General features: G+C 71.4%; 11 protein-coding genes. 5 read left to right on the top strand and 6 right to left on the bottom strand.

The features are described 5' to 3' along the window. Window positions 1-37: 37 nt before the first annotated feature. Window positions 38-3649 (bottom strand): S8 family serine peptidase, encoded by a 3612-nt coding sequence (locus JOF37_RS10245; RefSeq protein WP_210006720.1) that lies wholly within the window; start codon window positions 3647-3649, stop codon window positions 38-40. Between the two features lie 182 nt (window positions 3650-3831). On the opposite strand from JOF37_RS10245, the gene JOF37_RS10240 reads away from it, so the two are divergent. The 3 genes from JOF37_RS10240 (at window position 3832) to JOF37_RS10230 (ending at window position 7068) form a co-directional block, all read left to right on the top strand. Then, window positions 3832-4374 carry an ECF transporter S component gene (locus JOF37_RS10240; protein ID WP_210006719.1) on the top strand — a complete coding sequence of 181 codons (543 nt, stop codon included), beginning with the start codon at window positions 3832-3834 and terminating at the stop codon, window positions 4372-4374. A 76-nt stretch (window positions 4375-4450) separates the two neighbouring features. After that, complete coding sequence (locus tag JOF37_RS10235) at window positions 4451-6262, top strand: ABC transporter ATP-binding protein (protein ID WP_210006718.1); 1812 nt, start codon at window positions 4451-4453, stop codon at window positions 6260-6262. Continuing rightward, entirely contained in the window at window positions 6259-7068 is an 810-nt protein-coding gene (locus JOF37_RS10230; RefSeq protein ID WP_210006717.1) for an energy-coupling factor transporter transmembrane component T, read from the top strand. Before JOF37_RS10235 ends, JOF37_RS10230 begins: the two co-directional genes overlap by 4 nt. A gap of 16 nt (window positions 7069-7084) precedes the next feature. Here the strand turns inward: JOF37_RS10230 and JOF37_RS10225 are convergent, their stop codons facing one another. Continuing rightward, window positions 7085-7732, bottom strand: coding sequence for an FMN-dependent NADH-azoreductase (locus tag JOF37_RS10225; RefSeq protein ID WP_210006716.1), 648 nt, complete (start codon window positions 7730-7732; stop codon window positions 7085-7087). 72 nt (window positions 7733-7804) lie between these two features. Between JOF37_RS10225 and JOF37_RS10220 the strand changes: the two genes are divergently transcribed. Continuing rightward, window positions 7805-8134, top strand: coding sequence for a winged helix-turn-helix transcriptional regulator (locus JOF37_RS10220; RefSeq protein ID WP_210006715.1), 330 nt, complete (start codon window positions 7805-7807; stop codon window positions 8132-8134). Window positions 8135-8159: 25 nt separating this feature from the next. Here JOF37_RS10220 and JOF37_RS10215 read toward each other — a convergent pair whose 3' ends face one another. Then, window positions 8160-9272: a M15 family metallopeptidase gene (locus tag JOF37_RS10215; protein ID WP_271175037.1), complete on the bottom strand. Its 1113-nt coding sequence runs from the start codon at window positions 9270-9272 to the stop codon at window positions 8160-8162. Window positions 9273-9360: 88 nt separating this feature from the next. On the opposite strand from JOF37_RS10215, the gene JOF37_RS10210 reads away from it, so the two are divergent. Further along, window positions 9361-10422: an Rv2578c family radical SAM protein gene (locus JOF37_RS10210; RefSeq protein ID WP_210006713.1), complete on the top strand. Its 1062-nt coding sequence runs from the start codon at window positions 9361-9363 to the stop codon at window positions 10420-10422. A gap of 18 nt (window positions 10423-10440) precedes the next feature. Here JOF37_RS10210 and JOF37_RS10205 read toward each other — a convergent pair whose 3' ends face one another. From JOF37_RS10205 to JOF37_RS10195, 3 genes are all read right to left on the bottom strand, one after another. Beyond that, a complete protein-coding gene (locus JOF37_RS10205; RefSeq protein WP_210006712.1) occupies window positions 10441-10833 on the bottom strand; it encodes a VOC family protein in 393 nt (130 codons plus the stop codon). 72 nt (window positions 10834-10905) lie between these two features. Next, on the bottom strand, window positions 10906-12945 hold the full coding sequence (locus JOF37_RS10200; protein WP_210006711.1) for a DEAD/DEAH box helicase: 2040 nt from the start codon (window positions 12943-12945) through the stop codon (window positions 10906-10908). Between the two features lie 232 nt (window positions 12946-13177). Continuing rightward, entirely contained in the window at window positions 13178-16546 is a 3369-nt protein-coding gene (locus tag JOF37_RS10195; RefSeq protein WP_271175036.1) for an efflux RND transporter permease subunit, read from the bottom strand. Window positions 16547-16556 lie beyond the last annotated feature (10 nt).

Here is a 16556-nt window from a genome sequence, read left to right as displayed (position 1 = left end):
CGAGCGCCCCGCATCGCGATCCGCGATCAGTCGAGCATCACCAGAGCACCAGGAAGCCGCTCAGGCCGAGCGAGCCCTCGACGGTGTCGCTGCCGCTGTAGGTCGCGACGACGACCTTGAGCCCGCGCGTCTGGCGCGGCAGCTCGATCCGCGCCGTGCCGTCGACGACCTCGGCGCTGTAACGGGTGGAGTTCACCCACACGTCGACCGTGCCCGTCGCCGGAGCGCCGCCGTTCGGGGTGACCCGGACCGACACGACGTACGGCTGCGACGCCGTGCCGACGTACCGGTTGAGCGACACGGTCGTGGCCGAGGCGAACTTGACGAACACCTCGTTCGACACCGCGACGCCCGTCTGCGCGTTGCCCTCGGCGGTGGCGGTCACCCGCACCGACAGGGCGGTGCCGACGTCGGCGCGCGTCACCTTGTAGCTCGCCGACGTGGCGCCCTCGATGGGCTGGCCGCCGCGCAGCCACTGGTAGGCGACCGAGACTTCGGCGGGGTCCCATTCGCCGGCGGTGGCCTTCAGCGTGCTGCCGACCTTCGCCGATCCGGTGACCTCGGGGGCGACGACCGCGACCGGAGCGCCCTGACCCGACTCAACCTCGACGATCGTCCGGATCGACGAGTCGCCGTAGCGGACGACGCCGAGGTAGGTCTTCTCCGGCTCGAGTCCGGCCCACGACAGCGTGTACGTCGCGTCCTCACCCTGCACCGTCGGCAGCGGGTTCGGCGTGGCCGTGAACTCGCCCGCCGAGGCGCCCGCGGCGACGACCGCCGTGGTCAGGTCGTAGGTGAACGGCTCACTGAACGAGTACCGGTTGACCTTGACCAGGTACGTGCCCGCGGTCGGGGTCGTGAGCGACACCGATTCGTTGGCGGATGCCGTGGCCGACGACCACTGCTCGTAGTAGCGCCAATCGTCGGCGCTGACCACGCGGTACACCGTCATGTCGAGATCGGTGGTCTCGGTGGCGGCGGTCTCGACGGCGAAGCGGGCGTACTCGGTACCCTCGGGCACCTCGACGACCTCGTAGGTGTTGAAGCCGGCTTCCGCCTCGTCGTAGAACGAGTCCTGGTCACCGGAGTGACCGGGCACCTCGGGGAAGTCCGGGTTCACGCGCAGCTCCTGCGCGACCAGACCCGACAGGCCCAGGTCGAGCTCGCCCGTCAGCGACGGCGCGACCGTGACGTCGACACTGCCCGTGGTGCCGGTTCCCTGCACCGAGGCGGGTGCGTCGACGGGCACGGGGAACACCGCGATCGGCGACCGGACCTCGTTGACGCCCCCGGTCCAGGTGAGGAATCCGGTGGCCCACGCGCTCATCGGCGCGTCGGTGCGGGCGAGGGTGATCTCGACCGTGGCCGACTCGCCCGCCGCCAGCGTCACCGACGACGGCGACACCTGCACGTCGACACCCGGGACGGACGCCTGCGCCTGGTAGGTGCCGGCCTCGGTGGCCGTGATGGTGCGGGTGACCGTCTGCGGAGCACCCAGCGCACCGATGCCGATGGACGGCAGGTTCAGGTCGCTGGGGTCGATCGGGTCGACGCCGAAGTCGCGCAGGCCGAGGCCCTGCAGGTACGCGGCCCAGTCGGCCGGACCGTTGAGGTAGAGCAGCCCCGGCTCGAAGTACTTCGTCGGATCGGTGTGACCGGCGCCCTGGGTGAAGGGATCGGTGACCGGCTCGCCGGACGCGTCGACGGTGTCGTAGGCGGTGGTCATCATCGCCGACTTCACCTCGGCCGGAGTCGCCTGCGGGCGCTCGCCGAGGTAGAGGGCGGCGAGGCCGGCGACGTGCGGCGACGACATCGAGGTGCCCGAGAGGATGCCGAAGGTCGGGTCCTCGTCGGCCCCGTTCTCGGTGGCCGCGAGGATCGCGACGCCGGGAGCGGTGATGTCGGGCTTGATGACGTCGCTGCCGTCGGCGAGCATCGGGCCGCGGCTCGAGAAGCCCGCCACCTGCGGCACCGGGGTCTCGATGCCGGTGACGTTCTCGCCGATCAGGGTGACGACGCGGTCGGTGCCGCCCTGCACGTAAGACAGCACGGCGGCGCGGGCCGTGTCGGGGACGTGCACGGTGGGGACGCTGTGGAAGTCGTTGTCGAGCGACGCCGGCGTGACGTTCGTGAGGATCATGCCGATGCCGCCGGCCTCGGCGACCGCCTGCGACTTCTCGGTGCGCGCGTTCGAGCCGCGGTCGCACACCACGATCTTGCCGGTGACCTTGGCCGGGTCGAGCGAGCCGAGCAAGCAGAGGTTCGGCGTCTCGGCACCGGCGAGGCCGGCGTCGCCGGCGAAGACGGACGGACCCGAGAGGGACTCGCCGAAGCCGACCGACACCGAGGTGCCCGCGAACTGCGCCGCGGCGGTGTCGCTCTCCTCGCCCAGCCGGACCGTGCCTTCCCACGTGGGGATGGTGGATGCCGCGACCGTGGCGTACCAGGGCGACGCGTGGTCGGCCGTGACGGGGTCGGGTCCGGAGTTGCCGGCGCTCGTGGCCACGAAGACGCCCGCGGCTGCCGCGTTGAAGAACGAGATGTCCTCGGGGGCGAGCACGGTCGTGGCCGAGCCGCCGCCGATGGAGTAGTTGATGACATCGACGCCGTCGGCGACCGCCTGGTCGATAGCGCTCAGCAGGTCGCTCAGCGCGCAGATGTCGTCGGTCGTGACGAGCGGGTCGGGTCCGACGAAGCACGCCTTGTACGAGGCGACCTTCGCGGCGGGTGCCACACCCGAGATCGAGCCGAAGTCGACACCCTCGACCGTGGCCTCGACGCCGTTGTTGCCGGCGGCGGTGCTCGCGGTGTGCGAGCCGTGGCCGTCGCCGTCACGCGGCGAGAGGTAGTCGGCGTCGAACGAGAAACCGTTCGCGGCCGCGCCGTCGCCGAAGTAATGCGCGGCGATGAGCTTCGAGTTCAGCAGCGACGGGTCCCAGGCGTCCTTGGTTCCGGCGCCCTGGTCGACCACGGTGCTGCGGAACTCGCCGCCGTCGGCCTTCGTGAAGACGACGTCGTCGCCGTCGCGGTACGGCTGGTCGCCGGCCGCGGTGCCGAGGTCGTCTCCCGCGAACGACGGGTTCTCGGGCGCGATGCCGGTGTCGACGACACCCACCACGATGCCCTCGCCGGCCGCGTCGATGCCGCCGACCTCATCCCAGACACCGCCGGCTCCCTCGAGTCCGAGGAATTCCGTCGACGGGACGGCGTCGACGTGGCGCACCTCGTCGGGGAAGACGCCGAGCACGCCCTTCGTCGAGGCCAGCTTGCCGGCCTGCTCCTGGGTCAGCTGTGCCGAGAACCCGTTGAGGGTTGTCTGGTACGTGGCGTCGGGCTGCGCGCCGACCTCCTGCGCGACCTCCTCTTGACGCTGCTCGAGGAAGCCGGAGTAGTCGGTGACCGCGCGCGACTGCGCGTCGAGACGCTCGCCCTCGTCGGGCTTGGTCGGCGCGAGGCCGGCCTCGCCGCCCTCGTAGGTGGCGACGGGGGCCTCGTCGAGCAGGACGATGTAGCGCCCGTTCTCGCTCGTGACCGGAACCGGGATGTTCACCCCCTCTCCCGTGGCAGCGAAGGATGCCGTTGCGGCAGAGCTCGTGAACAGGGCGGCCAGCGAAATGGCCGCGACTGTTAGCAGGGTGGTGCGAACCATGTGCGCTCCAGTGGGGGGATGGATGAGCAGCCCGTGCGGCGTCGTCGGCGCGCGGTGAAGACACCGTAGCTCACAGGTGGCCCACAGGGAACCCTGAGCCGCCATTCAGGCGCGCAAGCCCCGCGATTTTTCCCGGGACGACCGGCCGAGGCGGCGACCGCACGGTCCCATAGGCTGGACCGGTGGCCCCGGCATCCCGTCTCTCGACGCGCGTCCTGCTCGTCTGTGCGGCGATCGGCGTCGCCACCGGTCTGCTCGGCGGCCTGGAGGGGTGGCTCGCCGCTCCCGTGGTCGCGGCCGCACCGATCCTGTACGGGTTCGTGCTGGGCGTGCACGTGCTGCCGGGGATCATCGCGCAAGAGACGCTGCGTCTGCCCTGGGTCGCCCTCGTCTCGCACCTGATCGCGGCGCTTGCGTCGTCGGCTGTCGCACCGCCGTACACCTTCCGCTTCCTCGGCACCGCGCTGCTGTTCGGGGCGCTGCAAGAGGGCGTGGCCGCGCTCGTGCGCTACCGGTCGTGGGCGCCGTGGCGCTTCTTCGTCTCAGCCGTCGTGATCGGCGTGGTCGTCGCCCTGGCCGTGTTCTTCATCGCGGATCTCGGGGCGCTGCCGCTGTGGGCGCAGATCACCTATCTCGCGCTGGCCGTGCTCGGCCCCGTCGTGTGGACCGCCATCGGGCTGGGTATCGGCGTCGGTCTGCGCCGCGCCGGCGTCGCCCGCCGCTGACCGCCCGCAGCGCGCCGGGATCGGCGAAGTTAGGGTCGGCTAAGCTGGAACGGCCCGATCCGATCCGAGGACGCCCGTGACATCCGCCGCATCCGGGGCGGCAACGGCGGGAACGCCCGTCGTCGCACACACGCCCCCGCCCCTGCTCGCCGTGCGCGAGCTCGCGGTGACGTATGAAGGATCGGATGCCCCCGCGACGCGCGGAGCGACCTTCACGGTCTCGCCGGGCGAGGTGGTGCTGCTGCTCGGCCCGAGCGGTTCGGGCAAGTCGACCGTGGCACTGACGACGAACGGACTGATCCCGCAGGCCATCCCTGCGACGGTCGAGGGATCGGTGCGGGTCTCGGGCGATGACGCCACGGTGAGCCCCGTCCCGCGCCTCAGCACGCGCGTCGGCATGGTCTTCCAGGATCCCGACGCACAGCTCGTCACCGGCACGCTGCTCGATGAGGTCGCCTTCGGTCCCGAGAATCTGCGGCTGCCGGTAGACGAGGTGCTCGCGCGGGCCGAACGGGCGCTGCGGCGCATGGGTCTGTGGGAGCGGCGGCACGAGAACCCCGATCGCCTGTCGGGCGGTGGCCGGCAGCGCCTGGCGATCGCGTGCGCCCTCGCGATCGACGCGCCGCTGCTCGTGCTCGATGAGCCGACCGCCAACCTCGACCCCGAGGGTATCGAGGACGTCTATGCCGCCCTCGGTGAGATCGCGGCGGCCGGCGACCGGGCGATCCTGCTCGTCGAGCACAACCTCGACGCCGCGATCCGGTTCACCGACAGGGTCGTCGCCCTCGACCACGACGGGCGCACGATCGCCGACGGACCGGTCGACGCCGTGCTCCGCGAGCGCGCGGCCGAACTGCACGAGACCGGGGTCTGGCTGCCGGTCGCCGCGCTCGCGGCCTTGCGCCTGCGTGAGGCCGGGTACGCGCTCGACCCGCTCCCGCTCACCCCTGAAGAGCTGCGCGCTGGCCTCGAGGCAGCGGCATCCGTTGATGCGCATCCGGCGGACTCGGGGACGTGGAATCCACCCGCCGGTGATGACCGCGCTTCGCGACCGGGCCCGAGCTCCGCGGCCGCTCGGTCGACCACGACCGCCGTCTCGGCGCGGGGCCTCACGCTGCGGCGAGGTCGCGCGACCGTGCTGCACGACGTCGACCTCGAGGTGAACGCGGGAGAGTTCGTCGCGATCGTCGGGGCGAACGGCGCCGGCAAGACGAGCCTCGTCCAGGCGATCGCGGGCGTCGTTCCGGCTCCCCGCGGACGCATCGACGTGGGCGGGCTCGACCCGAGCCGCGCCGACGCACGCGCCCTGGTCCGCCGCATCGGCTTCGTCTTCCAGAACCCCGAGCACCAGTTCGTCGCGCACACCGTCTTCGACGAGCTCGCGCACGGCCTGCGCCGGCAGCGTCTGTCCGACGACGAAGTGCACGATCGAGTCGACGGGATGCTGCGACGCTTCGGCCTCGCCGCTCACGCGCAGCGGCATCCGTTCCTGCTCTCGGGCGGGCAGAAGCGTCGGCTGTCGGTCGGCACCGCGCTCATCGCGGGAGCGCCGATCCTCGCCCTCGACGAACCGACCTTCGGGCAGGACCGGGCCCGCGCCGACGAGCTGCTGCACCTGCTGCGCGATCTCAACGCGGACGGAACCACGATCCTCGTCGTCACCCACGACATGCAGCTCGTGAGCGAGTACGCCGATCGCTGCGTCGTCGTGGGCGGGGGACGCGTCGTGGCCGACGGCACGGCCGCCGAGGTCCTCGGCGACGAGCCGCTGCTGCGCTCGGCGGCCCTGCGGATGCCTCCGCTCAAGCGCGCCCTGCACGACCTCGATGCCCTGCCCCAACTATCGGGGATCGCCCGACTGTCCGACCTCCCGGGCGGCGCACCGTGACCTCGGCGGCCGTCGACCCCTACGCCCCGGCTCCGCCGTCGCGACGCTTCTTGTACCGGCTGAACCCTCTCGCCAAGCTCGCCGCTCCCGTTCCGGCGATGCTCGCACTCGTGTTCGCGCGCGACCTCGTGACCCCCCTCGTGATGCTCGCGCTCGCTTACGCCGTGCTGCTCGTCGGTGCGCGCTGGACCGCGCGGTCGGCGCTCCTGCTCCTGGTCGCGGTGCCCGCCGGCGTAGCGCTCATCGGGGTCGGGATGTCGCTGTGGGTCGATACCGCCCGCGTCTCGGGCACCCCCGCCGTGCTGCGGATCGGCGACTGGACGCTCTACGCGGGCGCGCTGCAGATCGGCGCGGCCACCGGGCTGCGGCTCGGGGCGATCGCGGCATTGGCGTTCATCGCGGGGCTCACCACGACCGGCCCCGACCTCGTGCGGGCCAGCGTGCAGCAGCTGCGTGTGCCGTACCGCGTGGGGTACACGGCGCTCGCGGCGTTCCGTTTCGTGCCGCGCTTCCGGTACGAGCTCGAGCTGATCCGGCAGGCGCACCGGGTCCGCGGCGCGCACGGCGGCCGCGGACCGTTCGCAGCGATGGCCCGCTGGAGCGGATACGTCGTGCCGCTGCTCGCCGGTGCGATCCGTCACGCCGAGCGCGTCGCCCTCGCGATGGACTCGCGCGCCTTCGGCGCGTACGCCGACCGCACGGAGCGGCACCTCGTGCCGTTCCGCCGCCGCGACGTCGTGTTCGTCGTGGCGTTCTGGCTGGTGTCGGCCGCGATCCTCATCGCGCTGTTCCCCTGGACGGCCTGAGCCCGCCCGGCGGCGATCAGGCCGTGCGGGATGCCGCGAGCGTGCGTCCAGCGCTGACCGCGGCCTGCTCGGCGTTCGCGCGCAGCTCGGCCGCCGTCTCGGTGAAAGCGTCGAGCGCAGGGTTCACCCCGACGAGCGTGAAGGGGCGGTGGACCACCGTGAGGTCGAGACCCCACACGTCCTCGAAGACGCGGCGAAGCCACCCGGTCGAGTGATCCCACCCTTCCTTGGGGCTGCCGGGCTCGTAGTTGCCGCCGAGGACCGTGACCAGCGTCGCCCGCTTGCCGCGCAGAGCCGTGCCCTGCGGATCGATGCGCGGGTCGGTGTAGGCGAGGTCGAACCAGGTCTTCACGTGCTGCGAGACGCCGTAGTTGTAGAGGGGGACGGTGAAGAGCAGAGCGTCGCCGTCGATGAGCTCGTCGGCCAGCTGCTGCCGCAGGGCGAGCGCGCTGCGCTGGCCGTCGCTGTGCTGCTCGACGGGGGTGAAGCCCGCCGTCACGGCGTCTCGCCAGGCCGTCGCGGGGACCGGATCGGCAGCGATGTCGCGGCGCACGACCGTGCTGGTGGGGTGGGCGGCGAGCCACTCCGCTTCGACGAGGTCACCCAGCTCGCGGCTGGCAGAGGTGGCGGGGAGGATGCTGGCATCCAGGCGGAACAGGGTCATTCGCTTCTCCGATCAGAGTGGCTATGAAAAACAAAGCGGCTTCGGGAACGCTAGCACACGTACGATGGAGGCATGGTCGACACCCACGAAGCGCGACACTGCGACGCCGCGGTGTCTCACGCGTTCTCGGTTCTCGGCAAGCGCTGGAACGGGATGATCGTCGACGTGCTCGGGCAGGGCGAGCTCTCGTTCGTCGGCCTGCGCCGTGCCGTCGCCGGAATCAGCGACGCCGTCCTCTCCGACCGGCTCACCGAGCTCTCCGAGGTCGGCCTGGTGGTGCGGCGGGTCGAGGCCGGCCCTCCGGTCGCAGTCACGTACGCGCTGACGGATGCGGGCTCACGCCTCGTGCCGATTCTGAATCAGCTCGGCGAATGGGCCGACGGCAACCTCACCCGCCGCTGAGCGGACTGGGGCACGGTCGACTCAATCAGTCCGCGTAGTCCGGCGCGGGCGGCATCCCGAAGAAGTCTTCGAGGGTGCGGTAGCCGCCCGATGCGTAAGCCCCGGCCAGTTCCGGCCCGATGTAGCGCAGGTGCCACGGCTCGTACTCGTAGCCCGTCGTGGCGGTGTCGCCGTCGCCGTAGCGGACGATGAAGCCGAACCGGTGCGCGTTGGCCGCGACCCAGTCCGACTGCGGCGTGCCGCCGAAGCCCTCGATCGTGCCGCAGCCGTCGTCGCAGGCGACGACGTCGACCGCGAGGCCGGTCTGGTGCTCGCTGTGCCCGGGACGCGCGCTCGTGAGGTCGGCGTTGGCCTGCCCGAGCTGGCCGACGTAGTCGCGGTACGTCGCGACCTGCAGGTCGTACGAGCGGAACCCGCTGTTGACGCCGATCTCGCCCGCGCCCTCGTCGCGTGCGGCCGAGACCAGCTGCGACAGCGCCGCCGCGACGTCGGCGCGCATGTGGCCACCGCTCGTGCGCTCGACCCCCTCGGCACGCGCCTGCGGCTCGGGCCAGTAGTCGATCGGGTCGAGAGCGTTCTGCTTGTTGACCACGACCCACGTGCGGTCGGCGGCGTGCAGGTCGATACAGGGCGCGCCGCCTGACGCGACCGCCGAACGGAACGCCTCCGCCCCACCCGCGGCGGCGATGGCATCGGCGTCGGAGCCGGAATCGAGGGCCTCTCGGAAGGCGGGGAGATCGCACAACGCTCCCCCGCCGGGCGCCGCTTCGGCCTCGGTACCATCGGCGCCGAGGGGAACGGCGGTCTGCGCCGGCGCCGGCAGCACGGTCGCGCGCGGCATCCCGGTGGCGGCTTCGCCGCTCGCGACGGCGGCCGAGCCGTCGGCCGCCGAGTCCGATCCCGACACGAGCGACGCGATACCCGTCGCTCCCGACACCATGCCCGCGACGACGAGCACGGCCGCGCCGCCCACGATCAGGCGTCGGCGCAGGTACACCGACGGCGGGTGTCGACGACCGCTCCGCGCAGCGCGCGCCTGCGTCCGCGCGCGCAGCTCGCGCCGAGTCGGAAGGGGCGCCGATGCCAGCGCCCGCTCACGTCGCGAGCGCCGCGTCTCGGGTTGAGTCGGGTGCGCCACATGCCCATTCTGCCGTGCGGCAGGCCCCAGCCCCGGGAACCCGTGCACGCCGGTTGACATCGGTTCGAATCTCTGTTCGAATCTCTTCATGCGTTGGCAGGGGCAGCAGGTGGGAACGACGGATGCCGCTGCCCTCCCCGGCCTCGAAACCCTGACGGGCCTGGTGCGATCGGTCACGACTCCCGAGTTCGCCGGAGTCACGTTCCACGAGGTGATGTCGCGTTCCGCGCTCAATCGCGTGCCCGGTCCCTCGGCGATGCCGTTCGACTGGACCGTGAACCCCTATCGCGGGTGCACGCACGCCTGCGTCTACTGCTTCGCCCGCGGCACGCACGAGTACCTCGACCTCGACGCCGGGTCCGACTTCGACTCCCAGATCGTCGTGAAGCTCAACGTCGCCGAGGTGCTGCGCCGCGAACTGGCGAAGCCTGGTTGGGCGCGCGAGCAGGTGGCGCTCGGCACGAACACCGATCCGTATCAACGCGCCGAGGGCCGATACCGCCTGATGCCCGACATCATCACAGCCTTGGCCGACAGCGGCACACCGTTCTCGATCCTCACGAAGGGCACGCTGCTGCGCCGTGATCTGCCGCTGCTGCGCGAGGCGGCGGCATCCGTCCCCGTCGACCTGGCGATGTCGATCGCGGTGCTCGACGAGCCGCTGCGGCAGCTGCTCGAACCCGGGGCGCCGACCTTCGCCGCGCGGCTCGAGACGGTGCGCGCGGCCAGCGCGGCCGGCTTCCGCGTGACCGTTTTCCTGATGCCCATCGTGCCGCACCTCACCGACTCGATCGACGTGCTCGACGCAGCTCTGACCCAGATCGCGGATGCCGGTGCGGCGCGCGTCGTCTACGGCGCGATGCACCTTCGCCCCGGCGTGAAGCCGTGGTTCCAGCAGTGGCTCGCGCGCGCGCGGCCCGACCTGGTTCCCGCGTATCGCGGCCTCTACCCCGGCGCCGCCGTGCAGGCACCGCAGGGCTACCGCCGCATGCTCGCCGCTCGTGTCCGGCCGCTGCTCGCGCGACACCGCTTGCGCGGCGGACTCGAAGAAGAGGAAGCGCAGCCGAGCACCCGGCGTTTCCGCCCGGGGCCGGTCGTCACGACGTCGCGGGGCCGCGCCGCAGCGGCATCCGTCCCGACGCTGTTCTGACGCGTCGATGCGGGCGGATCACGTTCCGTCCGCGACGACCTCGGCCTTGAACCCCGCGCTGTTCTCGAGCCAGCCCGCGTAATGATCGGGGCCACCCGCGTGGGGATAGCGCTCGTGGTACAGCGGCGCCCATCCGTGGTCCGGGGCTTCTGCCATGATGCGGTCGACCCGGTCGGGCGTGCCCGCCGTAAAGGCGAGGTGGTTGACCCCGGGCGTCCGGCGATCATGCACCGCCGCGCTGAGGTTTGGGGAGGTCGTCAGCGCCAGGTACGCACCGCCGGCGCTCCACGTCTCGCCACCGGACCATTCGCTGTCGCGTTCGAACCCGAGTTCGCGAAGCAGCCACCCCCACTCCGTCAGGGCGCACTCGAGATCCGCGACCCAGATCTCGACGTGATGGAAACCGGCCACCGCCCCAGTCTCGTGCACAACGACGGCAGCCCGCGAGCCGGGCGGGCTCGCGGGCTGCCGTGGTGGGTCGGGTCAGGCGTCGACGTTCGACAGCTGACGGCCCGAGATCTCCTCGAGCAGGTCGTCGCCGGGGCGCACGTCCTCGAACGGGGCATCGATCTCGGCGCGCTCGAGCATCTCGGTCATGCGGCGGCGGCGCTGGCGGGTCACGAGCGTGACCACCGTGCCGGTGCGACCGGCGCGACCGGTGCGGCCGGAGCGGTGGAGGTACGTCTTGTACTCGTCCGGTGCGTCGGCCTGAACCACGAGGTCGATGTCGTCGACGTGGATGCCGCGTGCTGCGACATCGGTCGCCACGAGCACGCGCACCTTGCCGTCGGTCAGGCGCTGCAGGTTGCGCGTGCGCTTGGCCTGGTTGAGGTCGCCGTGGAGGGCGACGGCGGGGATGCCGACGTCTTCGAACTGCTCGGCGAGCATCTCGGCGTACGCACGGGTGCGCGAGAAGACGAGCGTCTTGCCGTCGCGGTCGACGAGGGAGTTCAGGATCTCGGCCTTGTCGCGGTGGTCGAGCACGAGCACGCGGTGGTCGATCGTCGAGGTGTCCTGGCTCTCGCCGGCGACCTCGTAGACCGCGGGCTCGACGAGGAACTCGTCGACGAGCGCGGCGACCTCACGGTCGAGCGTGGCCGAGAAGAGCAGCTTCTGCGCGCCGTCCTGCACGAGACGCAGGATGCGCTGCATCGGCTCGAGGAACCCGAGCTCGCTCATGTGGTCGGCTTCGTCGAGGACGACGATCTGCACCTCGGACAGGTCGAGCTTGCCCTGGTTCTGCAGGTCTTCGATGCGCCCCGGGGTGCCGATGATGATGTCGACGCCCTTCTTGAGGGCACCGACCTGACGGGCCTGCGGCACACCGCCGTAGATCTGGGTGGTGAACAGGCCCACGCTGCGCGCGATCGCCTGCACCGTACGGTCGATCTGGAGCGCGAGCTCGCGCGTCGGCGCCAGGATCAGCGCCTTGGGCGAACGACCGAACTCGCGGCGCTTGCCGGCCTGTGAGCGCAGGATCGACTCGACCAGCGGAGCGCCGAAAGCGATCGTCTTGCCCGAACCGGTACGGCCGCGCGCGAGCACGTCCTTGCCCTCGAGGATCGGCGGGATCGTCGCAGCCTGGATCGGGAACGGGGATGCCGCGCCGAGCGCTTCGAGCTGACGCACGATGTTCTCGCCGAGCCCGAGATCTCCGAACGAGGCCTGAGCTACCGACGCGGCATCGACGGCCTCGGCTTGCAGCCGCTCGTGCACGGTGTCGACGTGGTCCTGGTGGGCCTTCGCCGCGGTCTCCGCCGCCCAGTTCGAGCGGCTCGGGCCGTCGTTGCGGCGCGGACGGTCGTCGCGACGGGGGCGGTCGTCACGGTTCGGACGATGACCGAAATCGCGACGCGGACGGTCGTCGAACGAACGCGCCGGACGGTCGTCGCGGGCCGGACGGTCGCCGAAGTCGCGACGAGGCCGGTCATCGCGGGCCGGACGATCGCCGAAGTCACGACGCGGACGGTCGTCACGGTTCGGACGATCGCCGAAGTCACGACGCGGACGGTCGTCGAAGGAACGAGCCGGACGGTCATCGCGACGGGGACGGTCGTCGAAGGAGCGCGCGGGACGGTCGTCGCGGCGCGGACGGTCGTCGCGGTTCGGGCGGTCGCTGAAGTCACGACGGGGACGGTCGTCGCGGTACGACGGGCGGGCGTCGCCGAAGGTGCGGCGGTCGCCGCGGGGCTGCGCCTCGTACGGGCGGCGGCCGCCGGCGGCATCCGATCGACGGTCATCGCGCGGGGCACGGTCGTCGCGGGGGCCGCGAACGTCGCGGGCCTGCGAACGGATGCCACGGGCTTCATCGCGACCGGCGCGCTCCTGCGCCGACCAGCGGTTCTTGCGGGGCGCCTCGTCCGACTCGGGACGGTAGCCGCGGTGCGAGGGGCTCTTGCTGCCGGGCGTGCCGGCGGAGGACTGGCCGGGGCGGCGCTTGGCGTCCTGGTACGAGGTCTTCTTGCCGTAGCGGGGCTCGAAGTTCTGAGCGCGGCCGCCGGCCGGCTTCTTGTTCTTGGGCATGGGTGTGTCCTTCGGGTTCTCTGCACGAGAACAGCGCCCGCGCACGCGGGCATACCCGGACATCCGTCGGCCGGGGCCATTCACATGGTGTTCATGCGCGCCGATCGGCGCTCACCATCGGCCCCCAGGACTCACAAAACCTGTCGCGATCACGCGGTGTCCCGAGCCGACTCACCAACGATACGGCATCCGCCTGAGAAACGCCCTGGCGGAGCCGCCCCGTCCGAGCGGCTCAGACGAAGCGGCGGCGGCGCGGTCCACGCGATGCGCCGGGCACCGATCGGCTCGGGCGAGCGGAGCGCGGCGCGGCGGAACCGGCCGGATCGCCCGCCGGCTCCTCATGCTCGACCGGGATCACGACGTGGCTCGGCGCATCCGACGACCCGCCGGCCGGCACGACGAGGTGCGTCGGCTCGGCCGAGGCCGCCTCGGCGAGGCGTCGCTCACGCCGGGTCATCGGGACCGGGGCGACCGCGCGGCCGCCGTCGGTGTGCTCGCGCTCGGCAGTATCGGTCGCGTTCCCGCGTCGAGCCGCCCGGCGCTCGCGAGCGCCCTCGACGAGGTTGTACAGCGTCGGCAGCACGAGCAGGGTGAGGACGGTCGACGAGATCAGTCCGCCGATGACGACGATGGCCAGGGGCTGCGAGATGAACCCGCCGTGCCCCGTGATGCCCAGCGCCATGGGTGTGAGCGCGAAGATCGTCGCGAGCGCCGTCATGAGGATCGGACGCAGGCGTCGCGAACCTCCGGCGATCGTCGCGTCGTGGGCCGACAGCCCCTTCTCGCGGTACTGGTTCACGAGATCGATGAGCACGATCGCGTTGGTCACGACGATGCCGATGAGCATCAGCACGCCGATGAGCGACGCGACGCCGAGCGGGATGCCGGTGGCGACCTGCAGCAGGATGGCGCCGGTCGCCGCGAACGGCACCGAGATGAGCAGCAGCAGCGGCTGCCGCAGCGACTTGAAGGTCGCGACCATGACGATGTAGACGATCAGGATGGCCGCGAGTGCCGCGAGCCCGAGCTGCGCGAAGGCATCCTGCTGCTGCGTCAGGACGCCGCCGATCTCGGCATCCGCTCCCTGCGGCAGGTCGACCGTGTCGAGGGCGGCGGCGACGGCGGCCGAGGCGGCGTTGAGGTCGTCGCCCGCCGGGGTGACGGTCACGGTCGCGGTGCGCTGACCGCGCTGCGTCGTGATCGAGGTCGGGCCTTCGCTCTGCTCGACCGTCGCGATGTCCTGCAGCGGGATGGCGCCGCCGGCGGTGGGGATCGTCAGCTGGCGCAACTCGTCGATCGTGGCCGGCTCCTGCGATGCGGCGAGGTAGACCGTGAGCGAGGTGTCATCGATCTCGACCGTGCCGATCGACTGCGGCTGCATCGTGCCCGAGACGATGCCGCCGACGGCGACCTCCGAGAGGCCGCGGGATGCCGCCGCCTCGCGGTCAACGGTCACGGCGATGTACGGCAGCGAGGCCGAGAGGTTCGAGGTCACCTGGCTGATGCCGTCGGCGTCCTGCAGCGAGGCGACGACCGCGTCGGTGGCCTCGCGCAGCAGCTCCTGGTCGGCGGCCGTGACGTCCACCTCGATGTCGCTCGAGCCGAAGCCGCCGCCGGCAGCGGAGATCTGGATGTCGCCGACGTCGTCGAGGTCGGCGACGGCCCGCTGCACACGGTCGCGCACGTCGAGCTGGTCGGCCGAGCTGTCGGTGGTGATCGAGTAGGTGATGCCGCCACCGCCGCCCGAGAAGGCGTCGCGCAGCTGCGAACCCGACGATCCGATCGACACCTGCACCGCGTCGATTCCGTCGAGGTCGGTGATGGCCTCTTCGACACGCTGGGCAGCGGCATCCTCGGCCTCGAGGGATGCTGCCGGTCCGAGTGTCTGGGTCATGGTGAACGTGTTCTGCCCCGAGTCGCCGAGGAAGTTCGTCTTCATGAGCGGGACCGCGAGGATCGTGCCGGCGAGCACGAGCACGGCGACGAGCAGGGTCACGACCGAGTGGCGCAGCGTCCAGCGCAGCACCGGCAGGTACGCCTTCTGCAGGCGGGACGGCGGGGCGTCGGGGTGCTCGGGGTCGATCTGCTGACCGTCGGCGCCGACGACGGGCTTGCCGGGGCGCAGGAACCAGTACGCGAGCACGGGCACGATCGTCAGCGAGACGAACAGCGACGCCGACATGGCGATGGCCACGGTCAGCGCGAAGGGCCGGAACAGCTCGCCGGTGAGGTCGCCGACGAAGGCGATGGGGAGGAAGACCGCGACGGTCGTGATGGTCGAGGCCGTGATCGCGGCTGCCACCTCGCGCACGGCGAGGGTGATGGCGGCGAGCTTGTCGGCGCCCTCGACGTAGTGGCGCTTGATGTTCTCGATCACGACGATCGAGTCGTCCACGACGCGCCCGATCGCGATGGTCAGCGCACCGAGGGTGAGGATGTTCAACGAGTAACCGAACGCCTGGATGCCGACGAAGGTGATGAGCACGCTCGTCGGGATCGAGATCGCCGTGACGATCGTCGAGCGCACCGACAGCAGGAAGACGAGGATCACCAGCACGGCGAAGACGAGGCCGAGCAGACCCTCCTGCGCGAGGGCGGCGATCGACTCCTCGATGAACGGAGCCTGGTCGAACACGACCGTGAACTGCGCGTCGCCGCCGAGGTCGCCCTCGAGGCCCGGGAGCGCGGCGAGCACGCCCCGCGAGACGTCGACCGTGTTCGCCGCCGGGAGCTTGGTGACCGCGATGGTCAGCGCCGGCTCCCCGTCGACGCGCGAGATCGAGGTGATGGGCGCCGGCTCCTGCACGACCGTGGCGACATCGCCGATCGTCGTCAGGTCGCCCGTCAGCTGCGCGGCATCCGTCGGCACGAGCGGCAGCGCCGACAGCTCTTCGACCGACGCGATCTTCGCGCCCGTCTGCACCGTGAGCGACTGGTCTCCCTCGGTGATTTCGCCGCCCGGGAAGAGCACGCCGTTCTGCTCGAGCGCATCGCGGATCGCCTGCTGGCTGAAGCCGGCGCCGGCGAGCGCCGCCTGGTCGGGGGTGATCGTGACGCGCTCCGCGCGACCGCCGACGACCTGCGCGGCGTTGACGCCGTCGACGTCCTCGAGGTCGGGGATGACCGTGCTCTCGAGCCGCGCCTGCACCGACTCCTCGTCGTCGTAGCCGGTGACCGCGAGCTGGATGACAGGCAGGTCATCGAGCGAGAAGCTCAGCACGCTGGGGGTGACCCCGTCGGGCAGCTGGCTCTGGATGCGGTTGACGGCCTGCAGGATCTTCTGCTCGGCGGTGGCGAGGTCGGTGCCGTAGGTGAAGGAGGCCTGGATGATCGACGCGTTGGTCGAGCTGGTCGCGGTCGTCGACTCGAGGCCGGGGATGCCCTGGATGGCGGTCTCGATCGGCGTCGAGACGTCGGTGTTCACGACCTCGGGCGAGGCGCCCGGGTAGGTCGTGACGACCGACAGCTGAGGCAGCTCGATCGACGGGATGAGCTCCTGCTTCAGGTTCGTCAGCGCGAGCCCGCCGAACACGGCGGCGACGATCGTGATCAGCGCGATGAGCGCGCGGTTCTTCAGGCTCAGGACGGCGAGTTTCGACACAGGATCCCTC

This window comes from Microbacterium imperiale (genome assembly GCF_017876655.1).
GTDB lineage: Bacteria > Actinomycetota > Actinomycetes > Actinomycetales > Microbacteriaceae > Microbacterium > Microbacterium imperiale.
Note: the sequence above shows the minus strand (reverse complement) of the source record. Positions and strands in the feature narration are given on the sequence as shown.

Bases quoted from the DNA above. Each gene is read 5' to 3' on its own strand.
- JOF37_RS10210 (WP_210006713.1), top strand. From the start codon at position 9,361: ATGCGTTGGCAGGGGCAGCAGGTGGGAACGACGGATGCCGCTGCCCTC.
- JOF37_RS10245 (WP_210006720.1), bottom strand. From the start codon at position 3,649: ATGGTTCGCACCACCCTGCTAACAGTCGCGGCCATTTCGCTGGCCGCC.
- JOF37_RS10200 (WP_210006711.1), bottom strand. From the start codon at position 12,945: ATGCCCAAGAACAAGAAGCCGGCCGGCGGCCGCGCTCAGAACTTCGAG.
- JOF37_RS10220 (WP_210006715.1), top strand. From the start codon at position 7,805: ATGGTCGACACCCACGAAGCGCGACACTGCGACGCCGCGGTGTCTCAC.
- JOF37_RS10225 (WP_210006716.1), bottom strand. From the start codon at position 7,732: ATGACCCTGTTCCGCCTGGATGCCAGCATCCTCCCCGCCACCTCTGCC.